The organism is Streptococcus sp. 1055 (assembly GCF_013276815.1).
Classification (GTDB): Bacteria; Bacillota; Bacilli; order Lactobacillales; family Streptococcaceae; genus Streptococcus; species Streptococcus pseudopneumoniae.
The window spans coordinates 1-21,743 of sequence record NZ_VMLT01000070.1 but is presented as its reverse complement, the minus strand read 5'-3'; the positions used below and the strand labels follow the sequence as shown (position 1 = coordinate 21,743).

Sequence of the window (21,743 nt, the reverse complement as noted above, 5' to 3'; positions counted from 1 at the left end):
CGCAAGGGGGTAGCTGCCCTTTTGTATTTTTTAAGTGATAAAGTCGGGATTATAACATATTTTGGAGAAGATGACGGTCAAAGGGACAGGAGCTAATTGATTTTGCAGTTTAGGACGTTTTGATGACAATTCATGATTTGAAGAGGATATTTGGCCAAGATATGTTATACTAAACTTGTCAACGTTGCAACTAGACAAATTAAAAAACCAACTTAATATAATAGTTTTTTGTAAGTAGGTATGAGTATCAGATTACTCAACTAATCTAAACAATAACGGAGGAAATATATCATGATTTTAATGACAAAAAATATAAATCTAACAAATGAAGAATTAGATCTGATACAAGGTGGAGCAGATCCCTATGGAAAAGAACCTAATGGTTATTTTCCTTGGCAAATAGAGCCGGTATTAACTATGCCGGTTCATGGATTTTGTCCCAGAGGAACCTATGATTTAGGATATATTGGAGGAGGCAATCATCTTTGCAAAGGAAGTCCTGCGAGATTTTAAGTAAAATTTATTAGGAATATGGAGAAAACAGAGGATTTAATATGAAAAAACGGATTATTCAGATTTTACTAGCATTATCCTTAATTTTTTACAAATCAACTTGGTTTTGGGGAATTTTCAATCACCTCGCAAAGCCCTATCTACCAGCAAGTCGTGAATTTTTTCAGATTCTGCTTTGGATGGAGAGTGGAGGTCTTTTATTAGCGGTCATCTATCTACTAGTTTTTGCAGGAAAGAAGACTTTTCATTTCAAATGGCAGCTGAGGCACTTTATCTACCTTTTACTGGGTTACATCATTTTGTATATGTCTGACGTCCTCTTGTCTTATTTCATACCCTCGTCTTCAAATCAAATTTCTTTGAATGAAACGATAGAAATGATAGGGAGACAGGAATTACCCTATTTCTTGCTCATGGCTTGCTTCATCGGCCCTATTGCTGAGGAATTGATTTATCGCGGTGTGCTTATGACAACCTTTTTCAAAAACTCGCCTTGGTACGGAGATGTCTTGCTTTCTGCTATTATTTTCGGTTATATTCATATCAATTTTGCTTTAACTCCTCTTGCTTTTTTCATTTATGCTAGTGGAGGTCTCATTTTAGCTCTACTGTATCGCATGACAAAAAATCTCTACTATCCAATACTAGTTCATATTCTCATCAATATCACTGCCTTCTGGAATGTATGGTTACTCCTATTTTCAGGAAGTTAGCTTACTAAAAAAATGTCGGAACTTTCCGGCATTTTCTTTTTTCACAAATAGTCAACGTTTTTCTTTTCGATATTGGAGTGGTGTGTATCCAGTTATTTTTTGAATTGATTTTGAAAATAAGGTTGGCTTGAGAAAGGCAGATAGTGAAGATAGTTAAGAAGGTTAAGAAGAATAGGATGTTCTTTTTTCCTTTTTGGAAAACTTCTAAAATATGGTATAATGAAAAGATAAAGAAGTTGGAGGTAGAAGATGAACATTCAACAATTACGCTATGTTGTGGCCATTGCCAATAGCGGTACTTTTCGTGAAGCTGCTGAAAAGATGTATGTTAGTCAGCCGAGTCTGTCTATTTCTGTTCGTGATTTGGAAAAAGAATTGGGTTTTAAGATTTTCCGTCGGACCAGCTCAGGGACTTTCTTGACTCGTCGTGGTATGGAATTCTATGAAAAAGCGCAAGAATTGGTTAAAGGATTTGATATTTTTCAAAATCAGTATGCCCATCCTGAGGAAGAAAAGGATGAATTTTCCATTGCCAGTCAGCACTATGACTTCTTGCCACCAACCATTACGGCCTTTTCAGAGCGCTATCCTGATTATAAGAACTTCCGTATTTTTGAATCAACTACTGTTCAAATTTTAGACGAAGTAGCGCAAGGTCACAGTGAGATTGGGATTATCTACCTCAATAATCAAAATAAAAAAGGGATTATGCAACGGGTTGAAAAGTTAGGCCTAGAGGTTATTGAACTAATTCCCTTCCATACCCATATTTATCTCCGTGAGGGGCATCCTTTAGCTCAGAAAGAGGAATTGGTCATGGAGGATTTAGCGGATCTACCAACGGTTCGTTTCACGCAAGAGAAAGACGAGTATCTTTATTATTCAGAGAACTTTGTTGATACCAGCGCGAGCTCGCAGATGTTTAATGTGACAGACCGTGCTACTTTGAATGGTATTTTGGAGCGGACGGACGCTTATGCGACAGGTTCTGGATTTTTAGATAGTGACAGTGTGAATGGCATCACAGTTATTCGTCTCAAGGATAACCTAGATAACCGCATGGTCTATGTTAAACGTGAAGAAGTGGAGCTGAGTCAAGCTGGAACTCTTTTCGTAGAAGTCATGCAAGAATATTTTAATCAGAAGAGGAAATCATGAAAAAAAGAGGAATAGTGGCAGTCATTGTACTGCTTTTGATTGCGCTGGATCAGTTAGTTAAATCCTATATCGTCCAACAGATTCCACTGGGTGAAGTGCGCTCCTGGATTCCCAATTTCGTTAGCTTGACCTACCTGCAAAATCGAGGGGCAGCCTTTTCTATCTTACAAGATCAGCAGTTGTTATTCGCTGTCATTACCCTGGTCGTCGTGGTAGGTGCCATTTGGTATCTACATAAGCACATGGAGGACTCATTCTGGATGGTCTTGGGTTTGACTCTGATAATCGCGGGTGGTCTTGGAAACTTTATTGACAGGGTCAGTCAGGGCTTTGTTGTGGATATGTTTCACCTTGACTTTATCAATTTTGCAATTTTCAATGTGGCAGATAGCTATCTGACTGTTGGAGTGATTATTTTATTGATTGCAATGCTAAAAGAGGAAATAAATGGAAATTAAAATTGAAACTGGTGGCCTGCGTTTAGATAAGGCTTTGTCAGATTTGACAGAATTATCACGTAGTCTCGCGAATGAACAAATCAAATCAGGCCAGGTCTTGGTCAATGGCCAAGTCAAGAAAGCTAAATACACTGTCCAAGAGGGCGATGTCGTCACTTACCATGTGCCAGAACCAGAGGTTTTAGAGTATGTGGCTGAGGATCTTCCGCTAGAAATCATCTACCAAGATGAGGATGTGGCTGTTGTCAACAAACCTCAGGGAATGGTTGTGCATCCGAGTGCTGGTCATACTAGTGGAACCCTAGTAAATGCCCTTATGTATCATATTAAGGACTTGTCGGGTATCAATGGGGTTCTGCGTCCAGGAATTGTTCATCGTATTGATAAGGATACGTCAGGTCTTCTTATGATTGCTAAAAATGATGAGGCGCATCTAGCACTTGCCCAAGAACTCAAGGATAAAAAGTCTCTCCGCAAATATTGGGCGATTGTTCATGGAAATTTGCCCAATGATCGCGGTGTGATTGAAGCACCGATTGGCCGGAGTGAAAAAGATCGTAAGAAACAGGCTGTGACTGCTAAAGGGAAACCTGCAGTAACTCGTTTCCACGTCTTGGAACGCTTTGGCGATTATAGCTTAGTGGAGTTGCAACTAGAGACAGGGCGTACCCATCAGATTCGTGTCCACATGGCTTATATCGGTCATCCAGTTGCTGGGGATGAAGTCTATGGTCCTCGTAAGACACTTAAGGGGCATGGACAATTTCTTCATGCCAAGACTCTAGGTTTTACTCATCCGAGAACAGGTGAGACCTTAGAATTTACAGCAGATATCCCAGCAATTTTTAAGGAAACATTGGAGAGATTGAGGAAGTAAGAATGAAAAAGAAATTAACTAGTTTAGCACTTGCAGGCGCTTTTTTAGGCTTGTCATGGTATGGAAATGTTCAAGCTCAAGAAAGTTCAGGAAATAAAATCCACTTTATAAATGTTCATGAAGGTGGCAGTGATGCGATTATTCTTGAAAGCAATGGACATTTTGCCATGGTGGATACAGGAGAAGATTATGATTTCCCAGATGGAAGTGATTCTCGTTATCCATGGAGACAGGGTATCAATACAACTTATAAGCATGTTCTAACAGACCGTGTCTTTCGTCGTTTGAAGGAATTGGGTGTCCAAAAACTTGATTTTATTTTGGTAACCCATACCCACAGTGACCATATTGGAAATGTTGATGAATTACTGTCTACCTATCCAGTTGACCGAGTCTATCTTAAGAAATATAGTGATAATCGTATTACTAAGCCTGAACGTCTTTGGGATAATCTGTATGGCTATGATAAGGTTTTAAAGACTGCTGCTGAAAAAGGTGTTTCAGTTATTCAAAATATCACACAAGGAGATGCTCATTTTCAGTTTGGAGACATGGATATTCAACTATATAATTATGAAAATGAAACAGATTCATCAGGTGAATTAAAGAAAATTTGGGATGATAATTCCAATTCCTTGATTAGCGTAGTAAAAGTCAATGGTAAGAAAATTTACCTTGGGGGCGACTTAGATAATGTGCATGGAGCGGAAGATAAGTATGGACCTCTCATTGGAAAAGTTGATTTGATGAAGTTTAATCATCACCATGATACCAACAAATCAAATACCAAGGATTTTATTAAAAATTTGAGTCCGAGTTTGATTGTTCAAACTTCGGATAGTCTACCTTGGAAAAATGGTGTTGATAGTGAGTATGTTAATTGGCTCAAAGAACGAGGAATTGAGAGAATCAACGCAGCCAGCAAAGACTATGATGCAACAGTTTTTGATATTCGAGAAGACGGTTTAGTAAACATTTCAACTTCCTACAAGCCTATTCCAAGTTTTCAAGCTGGTTGGCATAAGAGTTCATATGGAAACTGGTGGTATCAAGCGCCTGATTCTACAGGAGAATATGCTGTCGGTTGGAATGAAATTAAGGGTGAATGGTATTACTTTAACCAAACGGGTATCTTATTACAGAATCAATGGAAAAAATGGAACAATCGTTGGTTCTATTTGACAAACTCTGGTGTTGCTGCTAAAAATTGGAAGAAAATCGCTGGAATCTGGTATTATTTTAACAAAGAAAACCAGATGGAAATTGGTTGGATTCAAGATAAAGAGCAGTGGTATTATTTGGATGTTGATGGCTCTATGAAGACAGGTTGGCTTCAATATAAGGGGCAATGGTATTACTTTGCTCCATCAGGGGCAATGAAAACGGGCTGGGTAAAAGATAAAGAAGCCTGGTACTATATGGATTCTACTGGTATCATGAAGACAGGTGAGATAGAAGTTGCTGGACATCATTACTATCTAGAAGAATCAGGAGCTATGAAGCAAGGCTGGCTTAAAAAGGCAAATGATTGGTATTTCTACAAGACAGATGGTTCACGAGCTATAGGTTGGATTAAAGACAAGGATAAATGGTACTTCTTGAAAGAAAATGGTCAATTACTTGTGAATGGTAAGACACCAGAAGGCTATACTGTGGATTCAAGTGGTGCCTGGTTAGTGGATGTTCCGATCGAGAAATCTGCTACAATTAAAACTACAAGTCATTCAGAAATAAAAGAATCCAAAGAAGTAGTGAAAAAGGATCTTGAAAATAAAGAAACGAGTCAACATGAAAGTGTTACAAATTCTTCAACTAGTCAAGATTTGACATCCTCAACTTCACAAAGCTCTGAAACGAGTGTAAACAAATCGGAATCAGAACAGTAGTAGAAAAGAAGGTTTTAGGGCCTTCTTTTTCCTATCAACTCTTTTCTATTTCCTGTTATTCATGTTATAATGGATAAATATGAATAATCGGAGTGAGACTATGAAATACAAACGGATTGTCTTTAAGGTGGGTACTTCTTCTCTGACAAATGAGGATGGAAGTTTATCACGTAGTAAGGTAAAGGATATTACCCAGCAGTTGGCTATGCTGCACGAGGCTGGTCATGAGTTGATTTTGGTGTCTTCAGGTGCCATTGCGGCTGGTTTTGGAGCCTTAGGATTTAAAAAGCGTCCGACTAAGATTGCTGATAAACAGGCTTCAGCAGCGGTAGGGCAAGGGCTTTTGTTGGAAGAATACACGACCAATCTTCTCTTGCGCCAAATCGTTTCTGCACAAATTTTACTGACCCAGGACGACTTTGTGGATAAGCGCCGTTATAAAAATGCCCATCAGGCTTTGTCGGTTCTACTTAGCCGTGGTGCGATTCCTATCATCAATGAGAATGACAGTGTCGTCATTGATGAGCTCAAGGTCGGGGACAACGACACTCTGAGTGCTCAGGTAGCGGCCATGGTCCAAGCAGACCTTTTGGTTCTCTTGACAGATGTGGACGGTCTCTATACTGGAAATCCTAATTCAGATCCAAGAGCCAAACGTTTGGAGCAAATCGAGACTATCAATCGTGAGATTATCGATATGGCCGGTGGAGCTGGTTCGTCAAATGGAACTGGAGGCATGCTAACAAAAATAAAGGCTGCAACTATCGCGACAGAGTCAGGGGTTCCTGTTTATATTTGCTCATCCTTTAAGGCAGATGCCATGATTGAGGCGGCTGAAGAGACCAAGGATGGTTCTTACTTTGTTGCGCAAGAGAAGGGACTCCGTACCCAGAAACAATGGCTTGCCTTCTATGCTCAGAGTCAAGGTTCTATTTGGGTTGATAAAGGGGCTGCGGAAGCTCTCTCCCAACATGGAAAGAGTCTTCTCTTATCTGGTGTTGTTGATGCAGAAGGAGCCTTTTCTTACGGTGATATCGTGACAGTATTTGATAAGGAAAGTGGAAAATCACTTGGAAAAGGGCGTGTGCAATTTGGTGCATCTGCTTTGGAGGATATGTTGCGTTCTCAAAAAGCCAAGGGTGTCTTGATTCACCGTGACGACTGGATTTCCATTACTCCTGAAATCCAACTACTCTTTACAGAATTTTAGAGGTAAACTATGGTAAGTACACAAGAACAATTTGAACAGGTACAGGCTGTTAAAAAATCGATCAACACAGCTAGTGAAGACGTGAAAAACCAAGCCTTGCTAGCCATGGCTGATCACTTAGTGGCTGCTACAGAGGAAATTTTAGCGGCCAATGCCCTCGATATGGAAGCGGCCAAAGGTAAAATCTCAGATGTGATGCTGGATCGTCTTTATTTGGATGCAGATCGTATAGAAGCGATGGCAAGAGGAATTCGTGAAGTGGTTGCCTTCCCAGATCCAATCGGTGAAGTTTTAGAAACAAGTCAGCTTGAAAATGGTTTGGTTATCACAAAAAAACGTGTAGCTATGGGTGTCATCGGTATTATCTATGAAAGCCGTCCAAATGTGACGTCTGATGCGGCTGCTTTGACTCTTAAGAGTGGAAATGCGGTTGTTCTTCGTAGTGGTAAGGATGCCTATCAAACAACCCATGCCATTGTCACAGCCTTGAAGAAGGGCTTGGAGACGACTACTATTCACCCAAATGTGATTCAACTGGTGGAAGATACTAGCCATGAAAGTAGTTATGCTATGATGAAGGCCAAGGGCTATCTAGACCTCCTCATTCCTCGTGGAGGAGCTGGCTTGATCAATGCAGTGGTTGAGAATGCGATTGTACCTGTTATCGAGACAGGGACTGGGATTGTCCATGTCTATGTGGATAAGGATGCAGACGAAGACAAGGCGCTGTCTATCATCAACAATGCTAAAACCAGTCGTCCCTCTGTTTGCAATGCCATGGAGGTTCTGCTGGTTCATGAAGACAAGGCAGCAAGCTTCCTTCCTCGCTTGGAGCAAGTGCTGGTTGCAGATCGAAAAGAAGCTGGGTTGGAACCAATTCAATTCCGCTTGGATGAGAAAGCCAGTCAGTTTCTTTCAGGTCAAGCAGCTGAGGCACAAGACTTTGACACCGAGTTTTTAGACTATGTCTTAGCTGTTAAGGTTGTGAGCAGTTTAGAAGAAGCGGTTGCCCATATTGAAGCCCATAGTACCCATCATTCAGATGCCATTGTAACGGAAAATGCTGAAGCTGCAGCTTACTTTACAGATCAAGTGGACTCTGCAGCTGTCTATGTCAATGCCTCAACTCGTTTTACCGATGGTGGACAATTTGGTCTTGGATGTGAGATGGGAATTTCTACTCAGAAATTGCACGCGCGTGGTCCAATGGGTTTGAAAGAGTTGACCAGCTACAAGTATGTGGTTGCTGGTGATGGGCAGATAAGGGAGTAAGAGATGAAGATTGGATTTATCGGTTTGGGGAATATGGGGGCTAGTTTGGCTAAGGCTGTTTTGCAGGCCAAGACGTGTGATGACATTCTTCTTGCCAATCGTAGTCAAGCTAAGGTAGATGCTTTCATTGCAGACTTTGGTGGTCAGGCTTCCAGCAATGAAGAAATGTTTGCAGAAGCAGATGTGATTTTTCTAGGTGTTAAGCCAGCTCAGTTCTCAGACTTACTTTCTCAATATCAGACCATCCTTGAAAAACGAGAAAGTCTTCTTTTGATTTCCATGGCAGCTGGATTGACCTTGGAAAAACTCGCTAGTCTTCTTCCAAATCAACACAGAATTATTCGTATGATGCCAAATACCCCTGCTTCTATTGGTCAAGGAGTGATTAGTTATGCCTTGTCTCCTAATTGCAGGGCTGAGGACAGTGAGCTCTTTTGTCAGCTTTTAGCCAAGGCTGGTCTTTTGGTTGAACTTGGAGAAAGCTTAATAGATGCAGCGACAGGTCTTGCAGGTTGTGGACCAGCCTTTGTCTATCTTTTTATCGAGGCCTTGGCAGATGCAGGTGTTCAGACTGGATTGCCACGAGAAACAGCATTGAAAATGGCAGCTCAAACTGTGGTAGGAGCTGGACAATTGGTCCTTGAAAGTCAGCAACATCCTGGAGTTTTGAAAGACCAAGTTTGCAGCCCAGGCGGTTCGACTATCGCTGGTGTAGCGAGCCTAGAAGCGCATGCTTTTCGAGGAACGGTCATGGATGCAGTTGGTCAAGCCTACAAACGAACACAAGAACTAGGTAAATAAGAGGTGGATTTGTCTGCCTCTTTTATGGTGGTTGATACTCTTCGAAAATCTCTTCAAACTGCGTCAGCTTCCATCTGCAACCTCAAAACAGTGTTTTGAGCAACCTGCGACTAGCTTCCTAGTTTGCTCTTTGATTTTCATTGAGTATGAAATGAGAAGACAAAAAGATTGTCACAAACCCCTATTTTTTTGATAGAATAGAAGTAGTAAAAAAGAAATGAGTTAGACATGTCAAAAGGATTTTTAGTCTCTCTTGAGGGACCAGAGGGAGCAGGCAAGACCAGTGTTTTAGAGGCTCTGCTACCAATTTTAGAGGAAAAAGGAGTAGAGGTGTTGACGACCCGTGAACCTGGCGGAGTCTTGATTGGGGAGAAGATTCGGGAAGTGATTTTGGATCCAAGTCATACTCAGATGGATGCTAAAACAGAGCTACTTCTCTATATTGCCAGTCGCAGACAGCATTTGGTGGAAAAAGTTCTTCCAGCCCTTGAAGCTGGCAAGTTGGTCATCATGGATCGTTTTATCGATAGTTCTGTTGCCTATCAGGGATTTGGTCGTGGCTTAGATATTGAAGCCATTGACTGGCTCAATCAGTTTGCGACAGATGGCCTCAAACCCGATTTGACACTCTATTTTGACATCGAGGTGGAAGAAGGGCTGGCTCGTATTGCTGCTAATAGTGACCGCGAGGTTAATCGTTTGGATTTGGAAGGGTTGGACTTGCATAAAAAAGTTCGTCAAGGCTACCTTTCTCTTCTGGATAAAGAGGGAAATCGCATTGTCAAGATTGATGCTAGTCTCCCTTTGGAGCAAGTTGTGGAAACTACCAAGGCTGTCTTGTTTGACGGAATGGGCTTGGCCAAATGAAACAAGAACAATTAAAGGCTTGGCAACCAGCCCAGTTTGACCGATTTGTCCGTATCTTAGAACAAGACCAGCTCAATCACGCCTATCTCTTTTCAGGTTTCTTTGGAAGCCTGGAAATGGCGCAGTTTTTGGCCAAGAGTCTATTTTGTACGGATAAGGTAGATGTTTTACCATGTGAAAACTGCCGAAATTGTAAGCTGATTGAACAGGGAGAATTTCCCGATGTAACCTTGATTAAGCCAGTCAATCAGGTCATCAAGACAGAACGCATTCGGGAATTGGTGGGACAGTTTTCTCAAGCAGGGATTGAAAGCCAGCAACAGGTCTTTATCATCGAGCAAGCGGATAAAATGCATCCCAACGCAGCCAATTCTCTGCTTAAGGTCATCGAAGAACCCCAGAGTGAAGTTTATATTTTCTTCTTGACTAGCGATGAGGAAAAGATGTTACCGACAATCCGAAGTCGGACCCAGATTTTCCACTTTAAAAAGCAAGAAGAACAACTCATCTTGCTCTTAGAACAAATGGGACTTGTTAAGAAAAAAGCGACTCTTTTAGCTCAGTTTAGTCAATCGCGAGCTGAAGCAGAAAAGTTGGCTAATCAGGCAAGTTTTTGGACCTTGGTCGATGAAAGTGAACGCCTGCTGACTTGGTTAGTAGCTAAGAAAAAAGAAAGTTATCTACAGGTTGCCAAATTAGCGAACTTGGCAGATGATAAGGAAAAACAAGATCAGGTTTTACGGGTTCTTGAAGTTCTCTGTGGGCAGGATCTCTTGCAGGTAAGAGTAAGGGTGATTCTACAAGATTTGCTAGAAGCTAGAAAAATGTGGCAAGCTAATGTCAGCTTTCAAAATGCCATGGAATATCTGGTCTTGAAAGAAATATAAACTCAAAAATGAACGATAAAGAAAGGAAAGGCCTGGCTTATGGACAAAAAAGAATTATTTGACGCGCTGGATGATTTTTCCCAACAGTTATTGGTAACCTTGGCCGATGTGGAAGCTATCAAGAAAAATCTCAAGAGCCTAGTAGAGGAAAATACAGCTCTTCGTTTGGAAAATTCTAAGTTGCGCGAACGTTTGGGTGAGGTGGAAGCAGACGCTCCCGTCAAGGCCAAGCATGTTCGCGAAAGTGTTCGTCGCATTTACCGTGATGGATTTCACGTATGTAATGATTTTTATGGACAACGTCGAGAACAGGACGAGGAATGTATGTTCTGTGACGAGTTGTTATACAGGGAGTAAGCATGCAGATTCAAAAAAGTTTTAAGGGGCAGTTTCCCTATGGCAAGCTGTATCTAGTGGCAACGCCGATTGGCAATCTAGATGATATGACCTTTCGCGCTATCCAGACCTTGAAAGAAGTGGACTGGATTGCTGCTGAGGATACGCGCAATACAGGTCTTTTGCTCAAGCATTTTGACATTTCCACCAAGCAGATCAGTTTTCATGAGCACAATGCCAAGGAAAAAATTCCTGATTTGATTGGTTTCTTGAAAGCAGGGCAAAGTATTGCTCAGGTCTCTGATGCCGGTTTGCCTAGCATTTCAGACCCTGGTCATGATTTGGTTAAGGCAGCTATTGAGGAAGAAATTGCAGTTGTGACTGTTCCAGGTGCCTCTGCAGGAATTTCTGCCTTGATTGCCAGTGGTCTAGCGCCACAACCACATATCTTTTACGGCTTTTTACCGAGAAAATCAGGCCAGCAAAAGCAATTTTTCGACTCGAAAAAAGATTATCCTGAAACTCAGATTTTCTATGAATCGCCTCATCGTGTAGCAGATACGTTGGAAAATATGTTAGAAGTCTACGGTAACCGCTCGGTTGTCTTGGTCAGGGAATTGACTAAAATCTATGAAGAATACCAACGCGGTACCATTTCTGAGTTATTGGAAAGCATTGCTGAAACGCCACTTAAAGGAGAATGCCTTCTCATTGTTGAAGGTGCCAGTCAGGATGTGGAGGAAAAAGACGAGGAGGACTTGTTCTTAGAAATCCAAGCCCGTATCCAGCAAGGCATGAAGAAAAATCAAGCTATCAAGGAAGTCGCTAAGATTTACCAGTGGAATAAAAGCCAGCTCTACGCTGCCTACCATGATTGGGAAGAAAATCAAGAAAATGACTAATACTCTTCGAAAATCTCTTCAAACCGTGTCAACGTCGCCTTGTCGTAGGTGTGGTTACTGACTTCGTCAGNNAAAACAGTGTTTTGAGCTGGACTTCGTCAGTTCTATCTACAACTTCAAAGCAGTGCTTTGAGCAACCTGCGGCTAGTTTGCTCTTTGATTTTCATTTAGTATAAACAGGGAAGTTTGCCTTCTTCCCTTTTTTTGTTATACTAGTAGAAGAAAAAAATAGAAAGATTTGTGGGAGTGAAAAAGTCCGGGGGACTTTTTCAGCTTGAGCCAAGAAATTCGAGAGCGAGGAAAGTCTGGGGGACTTTTTCAGCTTGAGCCAAGAAATTCGAGAGCGAGGAAAGTCCGGGGGACTTTTTCAGCTTGAGCCAAGAAATTCGAGAGCGAGGAAAGTCTGGGGGACTTTTTCAGCCTGAGCCAAGAAATTCGAGAGCGAAGTAAGTCCAATGGACTTTTTCAGCCTGAGCCAAGAAACTCGAAAGCTCGTAAGTCTGATTGGCTTTTTCAATGTGAATCTTAACTTCACACTCCCAAAGAGGTATTAGTGTCGTGTCTCAATCTTATATCAATGTTATCGGTGCTGGTTTGGCAGGTTCTGAAGCAGCTTACCAAATCGCAGAGCGTGGTATTCCAGTTAAACTTTATGAAATGCGTGGTGTCAAGTCGACTCCTCAGCACAAAACAGACAATTTTGCTGAGTTGGTTTGTTCCAATTCTTTGCGTGGGGATGCTTTGACAAATGCAGTTGGTCTTCTCAAGGAAGAAATGCGTCGCTTGGGTTCTGTTATCTTGGAATCTGCTGAGGCTACACGTGTTCCTGCCGGTGGAGCCCTTGCGGTGGATCGTGATGGTTTCTCTCAAATGGTGACCGAAAAAGTGGTCAACCACCCCTTGATTGAAGTGGTGCGTGATGAAATTACAGAATTGCCAACAGATGTTATTACAGTTGTGGCGACTGGTCCCTTGACTAGCGATGCCCTGGCTGAAAAGATTCATGCCCTTAATAATGGCGATGGCTTCTATTTCTACGATGCAGCAGCGCCTATTATCGATGTTAACACTATCGATATGAGTAAGGTCTATCTCAAATCTCGTTATGATAAGGGAGAAGCAGCCTATCTCAATGCTCCAATGACCAAGCAAGAGTTTATGGATTTCCATGAAGCCTTGGTCAATGCGGAAGAAGCACCGCTCAATTCTTTTGAAAAAGAAAAGTACTTTGAAGGATGTATGCCAATCGAAGTCATGGCCAAACGAGGCATTAAAACTATGCTTTATGGTCCTATGAAACCAGTCGGTCTTGAGTATCCAGACGACTACACAGGTCCTCGTGATGGAGAATTTAAAACCCCTTATGCGGTGGTTCAACTTCGTCAGGACAATGCAGCTGGTAGCCTCTATAATATCGTCGGTTTCCAAACCCACCTTAAATGGGGAGAGCAAAAGCGCGTTTTCCAAATGATTCCAGGTCTTGAAAATGCGGAGTTTGTTCGTTATGGGGTCATGCACCGCAATTCTTACATGGATTCACCAAATCTTCTGGAGCAGACCTACCGTTCTAAGAAACAACCAAATCTCTTCTTTGCTGGTCAGATGACGGGTGTGGAAGGCTATGTAGAGTCCGCAGCATCAGGCTTAGTTGCAGGTATTAACGCGGCTCGACTCTTCAAGGGTGAAAGTGAGGCTATTTTCCCAGAGACAACAGCGATTGGAAGTCTAGCTCATTACATCACCCATGCCGACAGCAAACATTTCCAACCAATGAATGTCAACTTTGGGATTATCAAGGAGTTGGAAGGCGAACGTATCCGTGATAAGAAGGCTCGTTATGAAAAAATTGCAGAGCGTGCCCTCAGCGATTTAGAGGAATTTTTGACTGTCTAATTTTTTTGAAAGAATCGCTCATGATACTATAAAAATCTTAGAAATTGTGATAAAATAGGTAGGATAAAAGAAGGAGAGTGAAAATGGCGAATCCCAAGTATAAACGTATTTTAATCAAGTTATCAGGTGAAGCCCTTGCCGGTGAACGTGGCGTAGGGATTGATATCCAAACAGTTCAAACAATCGCAAAAGAGATTCAAGAAGTTCATAGCTTAGGTATCGAAATTGCCCTTGTTATCGGTGGAGGAAATCTCTGGCGTGGAGAACCTGCAGCAGAAGCAGGTATGGACCGCGTTCAGGCAGATTACACAGGAATGCTTGGGACTGTTATGAATGCTCTTGTGATGGCCGATTCATTGCAACAAGTTGGTGTTGATACGCGTGTGCAAACAGCTATTGCAATGCAACAAGTGGCAGAGCCTTATGTCCGTGGACGTGCCCTTCGTCATCTTGAAAAAGGCCGTATCGTTATCTTTGGTGCCGGAATTGGTTCACCTTACTTCTCAACAGATACAACAGCGGCCCTTCGTGCAGCTGAAATCGAAGCGGATGCTATCCTTATGGCTAAAAATGGGGTCGATGGTGTTTACAATGCCGATCCTAAGAAGGACAAGACAGCCGTTAAGTTTGAAGAATTGACCCACCGTGACGTTATCAATAAAGGTCTTCGTATCATGGACTCAACTGCTTCAACCCTCTCAATGGATAACGACATTGACTTGGTTGTCTTCAACATGAACCAACCAGGCAACATCAAACGTGTCGTATTTGGTGAAAATATCGGAACAACAGTTTCAAATAATATCGAAGAAAAGGAATAAGAAAGATTATGGCTAACGCAATTATTGAAAAAGCTAAAGAGAGAATGACCCAGTCTCACCAATCACTTGCTCGTGAATTTGGTGGTATCCGTGCTGGTCGTGCCAACGCAAGTTTACTCGACCGTGTACATGTAGAATACTATGGAGTAGAAACTCCTCTTAACCAAATTGCTTCAATTACCATTCCAGAAGCGCGTGTTTTGTTGGTAACACCATTTGACAAGTCTTCATTGAAAGACATCGAACGTGCCTTAAACGCTTCTGATCTTGGTATCACACCAGCTAACGATGGTTCTGTAATTCGTTTGGTTATCCCTGCTCTTACAGAAGAAACTCGTCGTGACCTTGCTAAAGAAGTGAAGAAAGTCGGTGAGAATGCTAAAGTGGCTGTCCGCAATATCCGTCGCGATGCTATGGATGAAGCTAAGAAACAAGAAAAAGCAAAAGAAATCACTGAAGACGAATTGAAGACTCTTGAAAAAGACATTCAAAAAGTAACAGATGATGCTGTTAAACACATCGACGACATGACTGCCAACAAAGAGAAAGAACTCTTGGAAGTCTAAAAATAAACAGAAAAACTCAGTTGGCATTGCTGGCTGAGTTTTGTTCGAAAGAAGGAAATATGAATACAAATCTTGCAAGTTTTATCGTTGGACTCATCATCGATGAAAACGACCGTTTTTACTTTGTTCAAAAGGATGGCCAGACCTATGCTCTTACCAAGGAAGAAGGTCAACATACAGTAGGGGATACGGTTAAAGGTTTTGCCTACACGGATATGAAGCAAAAACTCCGCTTGACAACTCTAGAAGTGACTGCCACTCAGGACCAATTTGGTTGGGGACGTGTCACAGAAGTTCGTAAAGACTTGGGTGTCTTTGTGGATACAGGCCTTCCTGACAAGGAAATCGTTGTGTCACTCGATATTCTCCCTGAGCTCAAGGAACTCTGGCCTAAGAAGGGTGATCAACTCTACATCCGTCTTGAAGTGGACAAGAAAGATCGTATCTGGGGACTCTTGGCTTATCAAGAAGACTTCCAACGTCTGGCTCGACCTGCCTACAACAACATGCAGAACCAAAACTGGCCAGCCATTGTATACCGCCTCAAGCTGTCAGGAACTTTTGTTTACCTGCCAGAAAATAACATGCTTGGTTTTATCCATCCTAGCGAGCGCTATGCAGAGCCACGTTTAGGGCAAGTTTTAGATGCGCGTGTCATTGGTTTCCGCGAAGTGGACCGCACTCTGAACCTCTCCCTCAAACCACGTTCATTTGAAATGTTGGAAAATGATGCCCAGATGATTTTGACTTATTTGGAAAGCAATGGCGGTTTCATGACCTTGAATGATAAGTCATCTCCAGATGACATCAAGGCAACCTTTGGCATTTCTAAAGGTCAGTTCAAGAAAGTTTTAGGTGGTCTTATGAAGGCTGGTAAAATCAAGCAAGACCAGTTTGGGACAGAATTGATCTAGGGTGACATATGAGAAAATCATTTTACACTTGGCTCATGACCGAGCGCAATCCTAAAAGTAACAGTCCCAAAGCTATGCTAGCAGACCTAGCCTTTGAAGAATCAGCTTTTCCAAAACACACAGATGATTTTGATGAGGTGAGTCGCTTTTTGGAAGAACATGCCAGTTTCTCTTTTAACCTAGGAGACTTTGACGCTATCTGGCAAGAATACTTAGAACACTAGCATGATTCATTGGGTTTGGGCTAGTAATTTCTCCATCCCTTTGCTATAATAAAAAGAAATAAAAGGATTAGAGAGGTTCTTTATTTGAAGGAACATTCAATAGACATTCAACTGAGTCATCCAGATGACCTGTTTCATCTTTTTGGTTCCAATGAGCGCCATCTTCGTTTGATGGAAGAAGAGCTTGATGTGGTGATTCATGCTCGTACAGAGATTGTACAAGTCTTGGGGGGGGAGTCAGCTTGTGAGGAAGCTAGACAAGTTATTCAAGCCTTGATGGTTTTGGTAAATCGTGGAATGACAGTCGGCACACCAGATGTAGTGACTGCGATTAGCATGGTCAAAAACGATGAAATCGACAAATTTGTCGCCCTTTATGAAGAAGAAATTATCAAGGATAATACAGGGAAGCCTATCCGTGTCAAAACACTAGGTCAAAAACTTTATGTGGACAGTGTTAAACAGCATGATGTGACCTTTGGAATTGGGCCAGCAGGTACAGGGAAGACCTTTCTTGCAGTGACCTTAGCAGTGACTGCACTTAAACGTGGGCAAGTCAAGAGGATTATCTTGACACGTCCAGCGGTGGAAGCAGGAGAGAGTCTAGGTTTTCTTCCGGGTGATCTTAAGGAGAAGGTAGATCCTTACCTTCGACCTGTTTATGATGCTTTGTATCAGATTCTGGGGAAAGACCAAACAACTCGACTCATGGAGCGTGAAATTATTGAGATTGCGCCCCTTGCCTATATGCGTGGACGGACCTTGGATGATGCCTTTGTCATTCTCGATGAGGCGCAAAATACGACCATTATGCAGATGAAGATGTTTTTGACTCGTTTAGGTTTTCATTCTAAGATGATTGTCAATGGAGATATCAGTCAGATTGACCTGCCACGCAATGTCAAGTCCGGTTTGATTGATGCCCAAGAGAAACTCAAGAACATTCACCAGATTGACTTTGTTCATTTTTCAGCCAAGGATGTGGTTCGCCACCCAGTTGTCGCTCAGATTATCCGAGCCTATGAACCAGAACCGGTTAAAAAAGAAGAGAGTGAAGAATTAGATCCTCAACCTCTATATGAAGGATAGTTCTTTTGTACTTAAAGTTATTTCAATACTAAATCTATAGTAGATTGAAGCTAGAATAGTACGTTGTGACTGCTAAAACATTTTTAGAAATTAATTTGACTTTCCTGATTGATTTGTTTATATCTTATTTCAATCTACTATAAGTTTGCTTTTTAAATGTTTTATTCAATATCCTTATATTAGATTAGAAAGGTTTCAAGTGGAAGAAACGTATGGAATCAATCTTTTTAAAACTAGCTCAGTATCCCATAGTCGAGACAGAGCGTTTGTTGCTTAGACCTGTAACTTTGAATGATGCGGAAGCAATGTTTGACTATGCCTCGGACAAGGATAATACACGTTACACTTTTTCAACCAATCAAAATGTAGAAGAAACCAAGAATAATATTGCTCAGTTCTACTTGGCTAATCCCTTGGGACGCTGGGGGATTGAATTAAAAGATAACGGCAAGTTTATCGGAACCATTGACTTGCACAAGATTGATCCTGTTCTTAAGAAGGCAGCTATTGGCTACATTATCAATAAAAAGTATTGGAATCAAGGATTGACGACAGAAGCCAATCGTGCCGTAATTGAGCTAGCTTTTGAGAAGATAGGAATGAATAAGTTAGTTGCTTTACACGATAAGGCTAATCCCGCGTCAGGAAAGGTCATGGAGAAATCAGGCATGCGTTTTTCCCACGAAGAAGCTTATGCTTGTATGGACCAGCATGAAAAAGGCCGAATCGTGACAAGAGTTCATTATGTCTTGACCAAGGAAGACTATTTTGCAAATAAATAAGCAGTTGAAAAGAAATTTTTCGACTGTTTTTTCTTCCTCTTACGAATAATCTAAGAGAGGAGAAAATATGGAAGCAATTATCGAGAAAATCAAAGAGTATAAAATCATCGTCATCTGTACTGGTCTGGGCTTGCTTGTAGGCGGATTTTTCCTGCTAAAGCCAGCTCCACAAACACCTGTAAAGGAAACGAATTTGCAGGCTGAAGTTGCAGCTGTTTCCAAGGATTTGGTATCCGAAAAGGAAGTGAACAAGGAAGAGAAGGAAGAACCCCTTGAACAAGATCTAATCACAGTAGATGTCAAAGGTGCTGTCAAATCGCCAGGGATTTATGACTTGCCTGTAGGTAGTCGAGTCAATGATGCTGTTCAGAAGGCTGGTGGCTTGACAGAGCAAGCAGACAGCAAGTCGCTCAATCTAGCTCAGAAAGTTAGTGATGAGGCTCTGGTTTACGTTCCTACTAAGGGAGAAGAAGCAGTTAGTCAACAGACTGGTTCGGGGACAGCTTCTTCAACAAGCAAGGAAAAGAAGGTCAATCTCAACAAGGCCAGTCTGGAAGAGCTTAAACAGGTTAAGGGACTGGGAGGAAAACGAGCTCAGGACATTATAGACCATCGTGAGGCAAATGGGAAATTCAAGTCGATTGATGAACTCAAGAAGGTCTCTGGCATTGGTGCTAAGACCATAGAAAAGCTAAAAGACTATGTTACAGTGGATTAAGAACATCCCCATTCCCCTAATTTACCTGAGTTTTTTGTTACTTTGGTTTTATTACGCTATTTTCTCAGCATCCTATCTTGCTTTGTTGGGCTTTGTTTTTCTGCTAGTCTGTCTCTTTTTCCAATTTCCATGGAAATCAACAGGCAAAGTTTTAGTGATTTGTGGAGTCTTTGGCTTCTGGTTTCTGTTTCAAAATTGGCAACAGAGCCAAGCGAGTCAAAATCTGGCGGATTCTGTTGAAAGGGTACGGATTCTGCCTGACACTGTTAAGGTCAATGGTGATAGTCTGTCCTTTCGCGGCAAGGCTGATGGACGCATTTTTCAAGTCTATTATAAACTCCAGTCCGAGGAGGAGAAAGAAGCCTTTCAAGCTTTAACAGCTCTTCATGACTTGGAACTAGAAGGGAAGCTTTCGGAGCCAGAAGGGCAGAGAAATTTTGGAGGCTTTGACTACCAAGTCTATCTGAAGACTCAGGGAATTTACCAGACTCTCAATATCAAAAAAATTCAGTCACTTAAACAGGTTAGCAGTTGGGATATAGGTGAAAACTTGTCCAGTTTACGCCGAAAGGCTGTGGTTTGGATTAAGACGCACTTTCCAGCCCCTATGCGCAATTACATGACGGGGCTTCTATTAGGACATCTGGACACAGATTTTGAGGAGATGAATGAGCTGTATTCCAGTCTAGGAATTATCCACCTCTTTGCCTTGTCGGGTATGCAGGTAGGCTTTTTTATGGACGGATTTAAGAAACTCCTCTTGCGATTAGGCTTGACCCAAGAAAAGTTGAAATGGCTGACTTATCCCTTTTCCCTTATCTATGCAGGTCTGACAGGATTTTCAGCATCAGTTATTCGCAGTCTTTTGCAAAAGTTACTGGCTCAACATGGTGTTAAGGGCTTGGATAATTTTGCCTTGACGGTGCTTGTACTCTTTATTATCATGCCCAACTTTTTCCTGACTGCAGGAGGAGTTTTGTCCTGCGCTTATGCTTTTATCTTGACTATGACCAGCAAAGAAGGAGAGGGTCTCAAGGCTGTGGTCAGAGAAAATCTAGTCATTTCCTTGGGAATATTGCCCATTCTGTCCTTCTATTTTGCAGAATTTCAGCCTTGGTCCATCCTTTTGACCTTTGTCTTTTCCTTTCTTTTTGACTTGGTCTTCTTACCGCTCTTGTCTATCTTATTTGCCCTTTCCTTTCTCTATCCAGTCATTCAACTGAATTTTATCTTTGAATGGTTGGAGGGAATGATTCGCTTGGTCTCGCAGATGACAAGTAGGCCGTTTGTCTTTGGACAACCTAATGCATGGTTTTTAATTTTATTGTTAATTTCCTTGGCTTTAGTCTATGATTGTAGGAAAAATATTAAAAGAGTAGCTGGCTTCAGCTTACTTATTGTGGGTCTTTTTTTCTTGACCAAGTATCCACTGGAAAATGAAATTACCATGCTGGATGTGGGACAAGGCGAAAGTATTTTCCTAAGGGATGTAACTGGGAAGACCATTCTCATAGATGTCGGTGGTAAGGCAGAATCTGATAAGAAAATTGAAAAATGGCAAGAAAAGGCGACAACTAGCAATGCCCAGCGAACCTTGATTCCCTATCTCAAAAGTCGAGGAGTAGCCAAGATTGACCAGCTAATTTTGACCAATACGGACAAGGAGCATGTTGGTGATTTGTTGGAGGTGACCAAGTCTTTTCATGTAGGGGAGATTTTAGTATCCAAAGGCAGTTTGAAACAGAAGGAATTTGTGGCAGAACTACAAGCGACCCAAACAAAGGTACGCAGTGTGACAATGGGAGAGAATTTGCCAATTTTCGGAAGTCAGTTAGAAGTCCTATCTCCAAGTAAAATTGGAGATGGAGATCATGAAGATTCCCTGGTTTTGTATGGAAAACTCTTGGATAAAAACTTTCTTTTCACAGGAAATTTGGAGGACAAAGGAGAGAAGGACATGCTGAAGCACTATCCTGACCTAGAAGTGGATGTTTTGAAAGCTAGCCAACATGGCTCTAAAAAATCATTAAGTTCAGACTTTTTAGAACAGCTCAAACCAGAGATGACTCTCATCTCAGTTGGAAAGAACAATCGAACGAAACTCCCCCATCAGGAAACTTTGACACGACTGGAAGGTATCAATAGCAAAGTTTACCGAACTGACCAGCATGGAGCTATACGGTTTAAAGGTTGGAATAGTTGGAAGATTGAAAGCGTTCGATAGGAAAGATAAATATTATTATTAGACTTCCTGCGAAACAAAATATGGTATAATAGTTCTATGAATTATGAAGCAAGTAAACAACTAACTGATGCACAATTTAATCGTCTTGTTGGTGTTCAGCGCACGACTTTTGAAGAGATGTTAGCTGTATTAAAAATTAAACACGCAAAAGATGGATAAAAACCTAAATTAAGCCTAGAATACCTTCTTATGGCGACTTCAATATGTGCGAGAATATCGAACTTATGAACAAATTGCGGCTGATTTTGGTATCCACGAAAGCAACTTAACCCATCGGAGTCAATGGGTTGAAGTAACTCTTGTTCAAAGTGGTTTTACGATTTCAAGAACTCACCTTAGTGCTGAAGACACGGTAATGATTGATGCGACGGAAGTAAAAATCAATCGCCCTAAAAAAACAATTAGCGAATGATTCTGGTAAAAAGAAATGCCACGCTATGAAGGCTCAAGCGATTGTCACAAGTCAAGGGAGAATTGTTTCTTTGGAGATCACTGTGAACTATTGTCATGATATGAAGTTGTTCAAAATGAGTCGCAGAAATATCGGACAAGCTGGTAAAATCTTGGCTGACAGTGCTTATCAAGGGCTCATGAAGATATATCCTCAAGCA

22 protein-coding genes and 2 pseudogenes are annotated in these 21,743 nt (G+C 41.6%); 23 read left to right on the top strand and 1 reads right to left on the bottom strand.

Annotation, left to right across the window (positions count from 1 at the left end; all coding sequences use genetic code 11):
- The first annotated feature begins 291 nt into the window (after positions 1–291).
- Both HT699_RS06925 and HT699_RS06920 read left to right on the top strand, forming a co-directional pair.
- Positions 292–513, top strand: coding sequence for an SP_0924 family bacteriocin-like peptide (locus HT699_RS06925; RefSeq protein WP_138704963.1), 222 nt, complete (start codon positions 292–294; stop codon positions 511–513).
- A 41-nt stretch (positions 514–554) separates the two neighbouring features.
- Positions 555–1,226, top strand: coding sequence for a CPBP family intramembrane glutamic endopeptidase (locus tag HT699_RS06920; protein WP_000746011.1), 672 nt, complete (start codon positions 555–557; stop codon positions 1,224–1,226).
- A gap of 51 nt (positions 1,227–1,277) precedes the next feature.
- Here the strand turns inward: HT699_RS06920 and HT699_RS06915 are convergent.
- Positions 1,278–1,483, bottom strand: a pseudogene (locus tag HT699_RS06915) (AraC family transcriptional regulator).
- Between HT699_RS06915 and HT699_RS06910 the strand changes: the two are divergent.
- The 21 genes and pseudogenes from HT699_RS06910 to HT699_RS06810 form a co-directional block, all read left to right on the top strand.
- Positions 1,476–2,384 carry a LysR family transcriptional regulator gene (locus HT699_RS06910; RefSeq protein ID WP_001025687.1) on the top strand — a complete coding sequence of 303 codons (909 nt, stop codon included), beginning with the start codon at positions 1,476–1,478 and terminating at the stop codon, positions 2,382–2,384. The pseudogene HT699_RS06915 and the gene HT699_RS06910 sit on opposite strands and share 8 nt — an antisense overlap.
- Entirely contained in the window at positions 2,381–2,842 is a 462-nt protein-coding gene (lspA, locus tag HT699_RS06905) for a signal peptidase II (RefSeq protein WP_000745672.1), read from the top strand. The genes HT699_RS06910 and lspA overlap by 4 nt, the downstream gene beginning before the upstream one ends.
- Positions 2,832–3,719, top strand: coding sequence for an RluA family pseudouridine synthase (locus tag HT699_RS06900; RefSeq protein WP_000403212.1), 888 nt, complete (start codon positions 2,832–2,834; stop codon positions 3,717–3,719). Before lspA ends, HT699_RS06900 begins: the two co-directional genes overlap by 11 nt.
- A 2-nt stretch (positions 3,720–3,721) precedes the next feature.
- Entirely contained in the window at positions 3,722–5,605 is a 1,884-nt protein-coding gene (cbpE, locus tag HT699_RS06895; RefSeq protein WP_172934205.1) for a phosphorylcholine esterase CbpE, read from the top strand.
- Positions 5,606–5,705: 100 nt separating this feature from the next.
- Positions 5,706–6,815, top strand: a complete 1,110-nt coding sequence (gene proB, locus HT699_RS06890) for a glutamate 5-kinase (RefSeq protein WP_240149884.1) — start codon at positions 5,706–5,708, stop codon at positions 6,813–6,815.
- 9 nt (positions 6,816–6,824) lie between these two features.
- Positions 6,825–8,087 carry a glutamate-5-semialdehyde dehydrogenase gene (locus tag HT699_RS06885; protein WP_172934203.1) on the top strand — a complete coding sequence of 421 codons (1,263 nt, stop codon included), beginning with the start codon at positions 6,825–6,827 and terminating at the stop codon, positions 8,085–8,087.
- A gap of 3 nt (positions 8,088–8,090) precedes the next feature.
- A complete protein-coding gene (gene proC / locus HT699_RS06880) occupies positions 8,091–8,888 on the top strand; it encodes a pyrroline-5-carboxylate reductase (RefSeq protein ID WP_172934202.1) in 798 nt (265 codons plus the stop codon).
- A 228-nt stretch (positions 8,889–9,116) separates the two neighbouring features.
- On the top strand, positions 9,117–9,755 hold the full coding sequence (gene tmk / locus HT699_RS06875; protein WP_000033362.1) for a dTMP kinase: 639 nt from the start codon (positions 9,117–9,119) through the stop codon (positions 9,753–9,755).
- The gene (locus HT699_RS06870; RefSeq protein WP_023936953.1) at positions 9,752–10,642 is read left to right on the top strand and encodes a DNA polymerase III subunit delta'; all 891 of its coding nucleotides are present in this window, start codon (positions 9,752–9,754) and stop codon (positions 10,640–10,642) included. The genes tmk and HT699_RS06870 overlap by 4 nt, the downstream gene beginning before the upstream one ends.
- 39 nt (positions 10,643–10,681) lie before the next feature.
- Entirely contained in the window at positions 10,682–10,999 is a 318-nt protein-coding gene (gene yabA, locus HT699_RS06865) for a DNA replication initiation control protein YabA (RefSeq protein ID WP_000358228.1), read from the top strand.
- A 2-nt stretch (positions 11,000–11,001) separates the two neighbouring features.
- The gene (rsmI, locus tag HT699_RS06860; protein ID WP_023936951.1) at positions 11,002–11,880 is read left to right on the top strand and encodes a 16S rRNA (cytidine(1402)-2'-O)-methyltransferase; all 879 of its coding nucleotides are present in this window, start codon (positions 11,002–11,004) and stop codon (positions 11,878–11,880) included.
- A 558-nt stretch (positions 11,881–12,438) separates the two neighbouring features.
- Positions 12,439–13,773: a methylenetetrahydrofolate--tRNA-(uracil(54)-C(5))-methyltransferase (FADH(2)-oxidizing) TrmFO gene (gene trmFO / locus HT699_RS06855; RefSeq protein WP_000083733.1), complete on the top strand. Its 1,335-nt coding sequence runs from the start codon at positions 12,439–12,441 to the stop codon at positions 13,771–13,773.
- An 83-nt stretch (positions 13,774–13,856) separates the two neighbouring features.
- Entirely contained in the window at positions 13,857–14,594 is a 738-nt protein-coding gene (gene pyrH, locus HT699_RS06850) for a UMP kinase (protein WP_000002996.1), read from the top strand.
- An 8-nt stretch (positions 14,595–14,602) separates the two neighbouring features.
- Entirely contained in the window at positions 14,603–15,160 is a 558-nt protein-coding gene (gene frr, locus HT699_RS06845; protein ID WP_001262225.1) for a ribosome recycling factor, read from the top strand.
- Between the two features lie 59 nt (positions 15,161–15,219).
- Positions 15,220–16,074: an RNA-binding virulence regulatory protein CvfB gene (gene cvfB, locus HT699_RS06840; RefSeq protein ID WP_001095471.1), complete on the top strand. Its 855-nt coding sequence runs from the start codon at positions 15,220–15,222 to the stop codon at positions 16,072–16,074.
- 8 nt (positions 16,075–16,082) lie between these two features.
- A complete protein-coding gene (locus HT699_RS06835; RefSeq protein WP_172934201.1) occupies positions 16,083–16,298 on the top strand; it encodes a YozE family protein in 216 nt (71 codons plus the stop codon).
- 84 nt (positions 16,299–16,382) lie between these two features.
- Positions 16,383–17,387, top strand: coding sequence for a PhoH family protein (locus HT699_RS06830; RefSeq protein WP_023936948.1), 1,005 nt, complete (start codon positions 16,383–16,385; stop codon positions 17,385–17,387).
- Between the two features lie 212 nt (positions 17,388–17,599).
- Positions 17,600–18,169 carry a GNAT family N-acetyltransferase gene (locus HT699_RS06825; protein WP_000443735.1) on the top strand — a complete coding sequence of 190 codons (570 nt, stop codon included), beginning with the start codon at positions 17,600–17,602 and terminating at the stop codon, positions 18,167–18,169.
- A gap of 67 nt (positions 18,170–18,236) precedes the next feature.
- Positions 18,237–18,887 carry a helix-hairpin-helix domain-containing protein gene (locus tag HT699_RS06820; protein ID WP_000387332.1) on the top strand — a complete coding sequence of 217 codons (651 nt, stop codon included), beginning with the start codon at positions 18,237–18,239 and terminating at the stop codon, positions 18,885–18,887.
- Positions 18,871–21,111 (top strand): DNA internalization-related competence protein ComEC/Rec2, encoded by a 2,241-nt coding sequence (locus tag HT699_RS06815; protein WP_172921729.1) that lies wholly within the window; start codon positions 18,871–18,873, stop codon positions 21,109–21,111. Before HT699_RS06820 ends, HT699_RS06815 begins: the two co-directional genes overlap by 17 nt.
- Before the next feature lie 57 nt (positions 21,112–21,168).
- Positions 21,169–21,743, top strand: a pseudogene (locus HT699_RS06810) (transposase family protein); the annotation flags it as partial.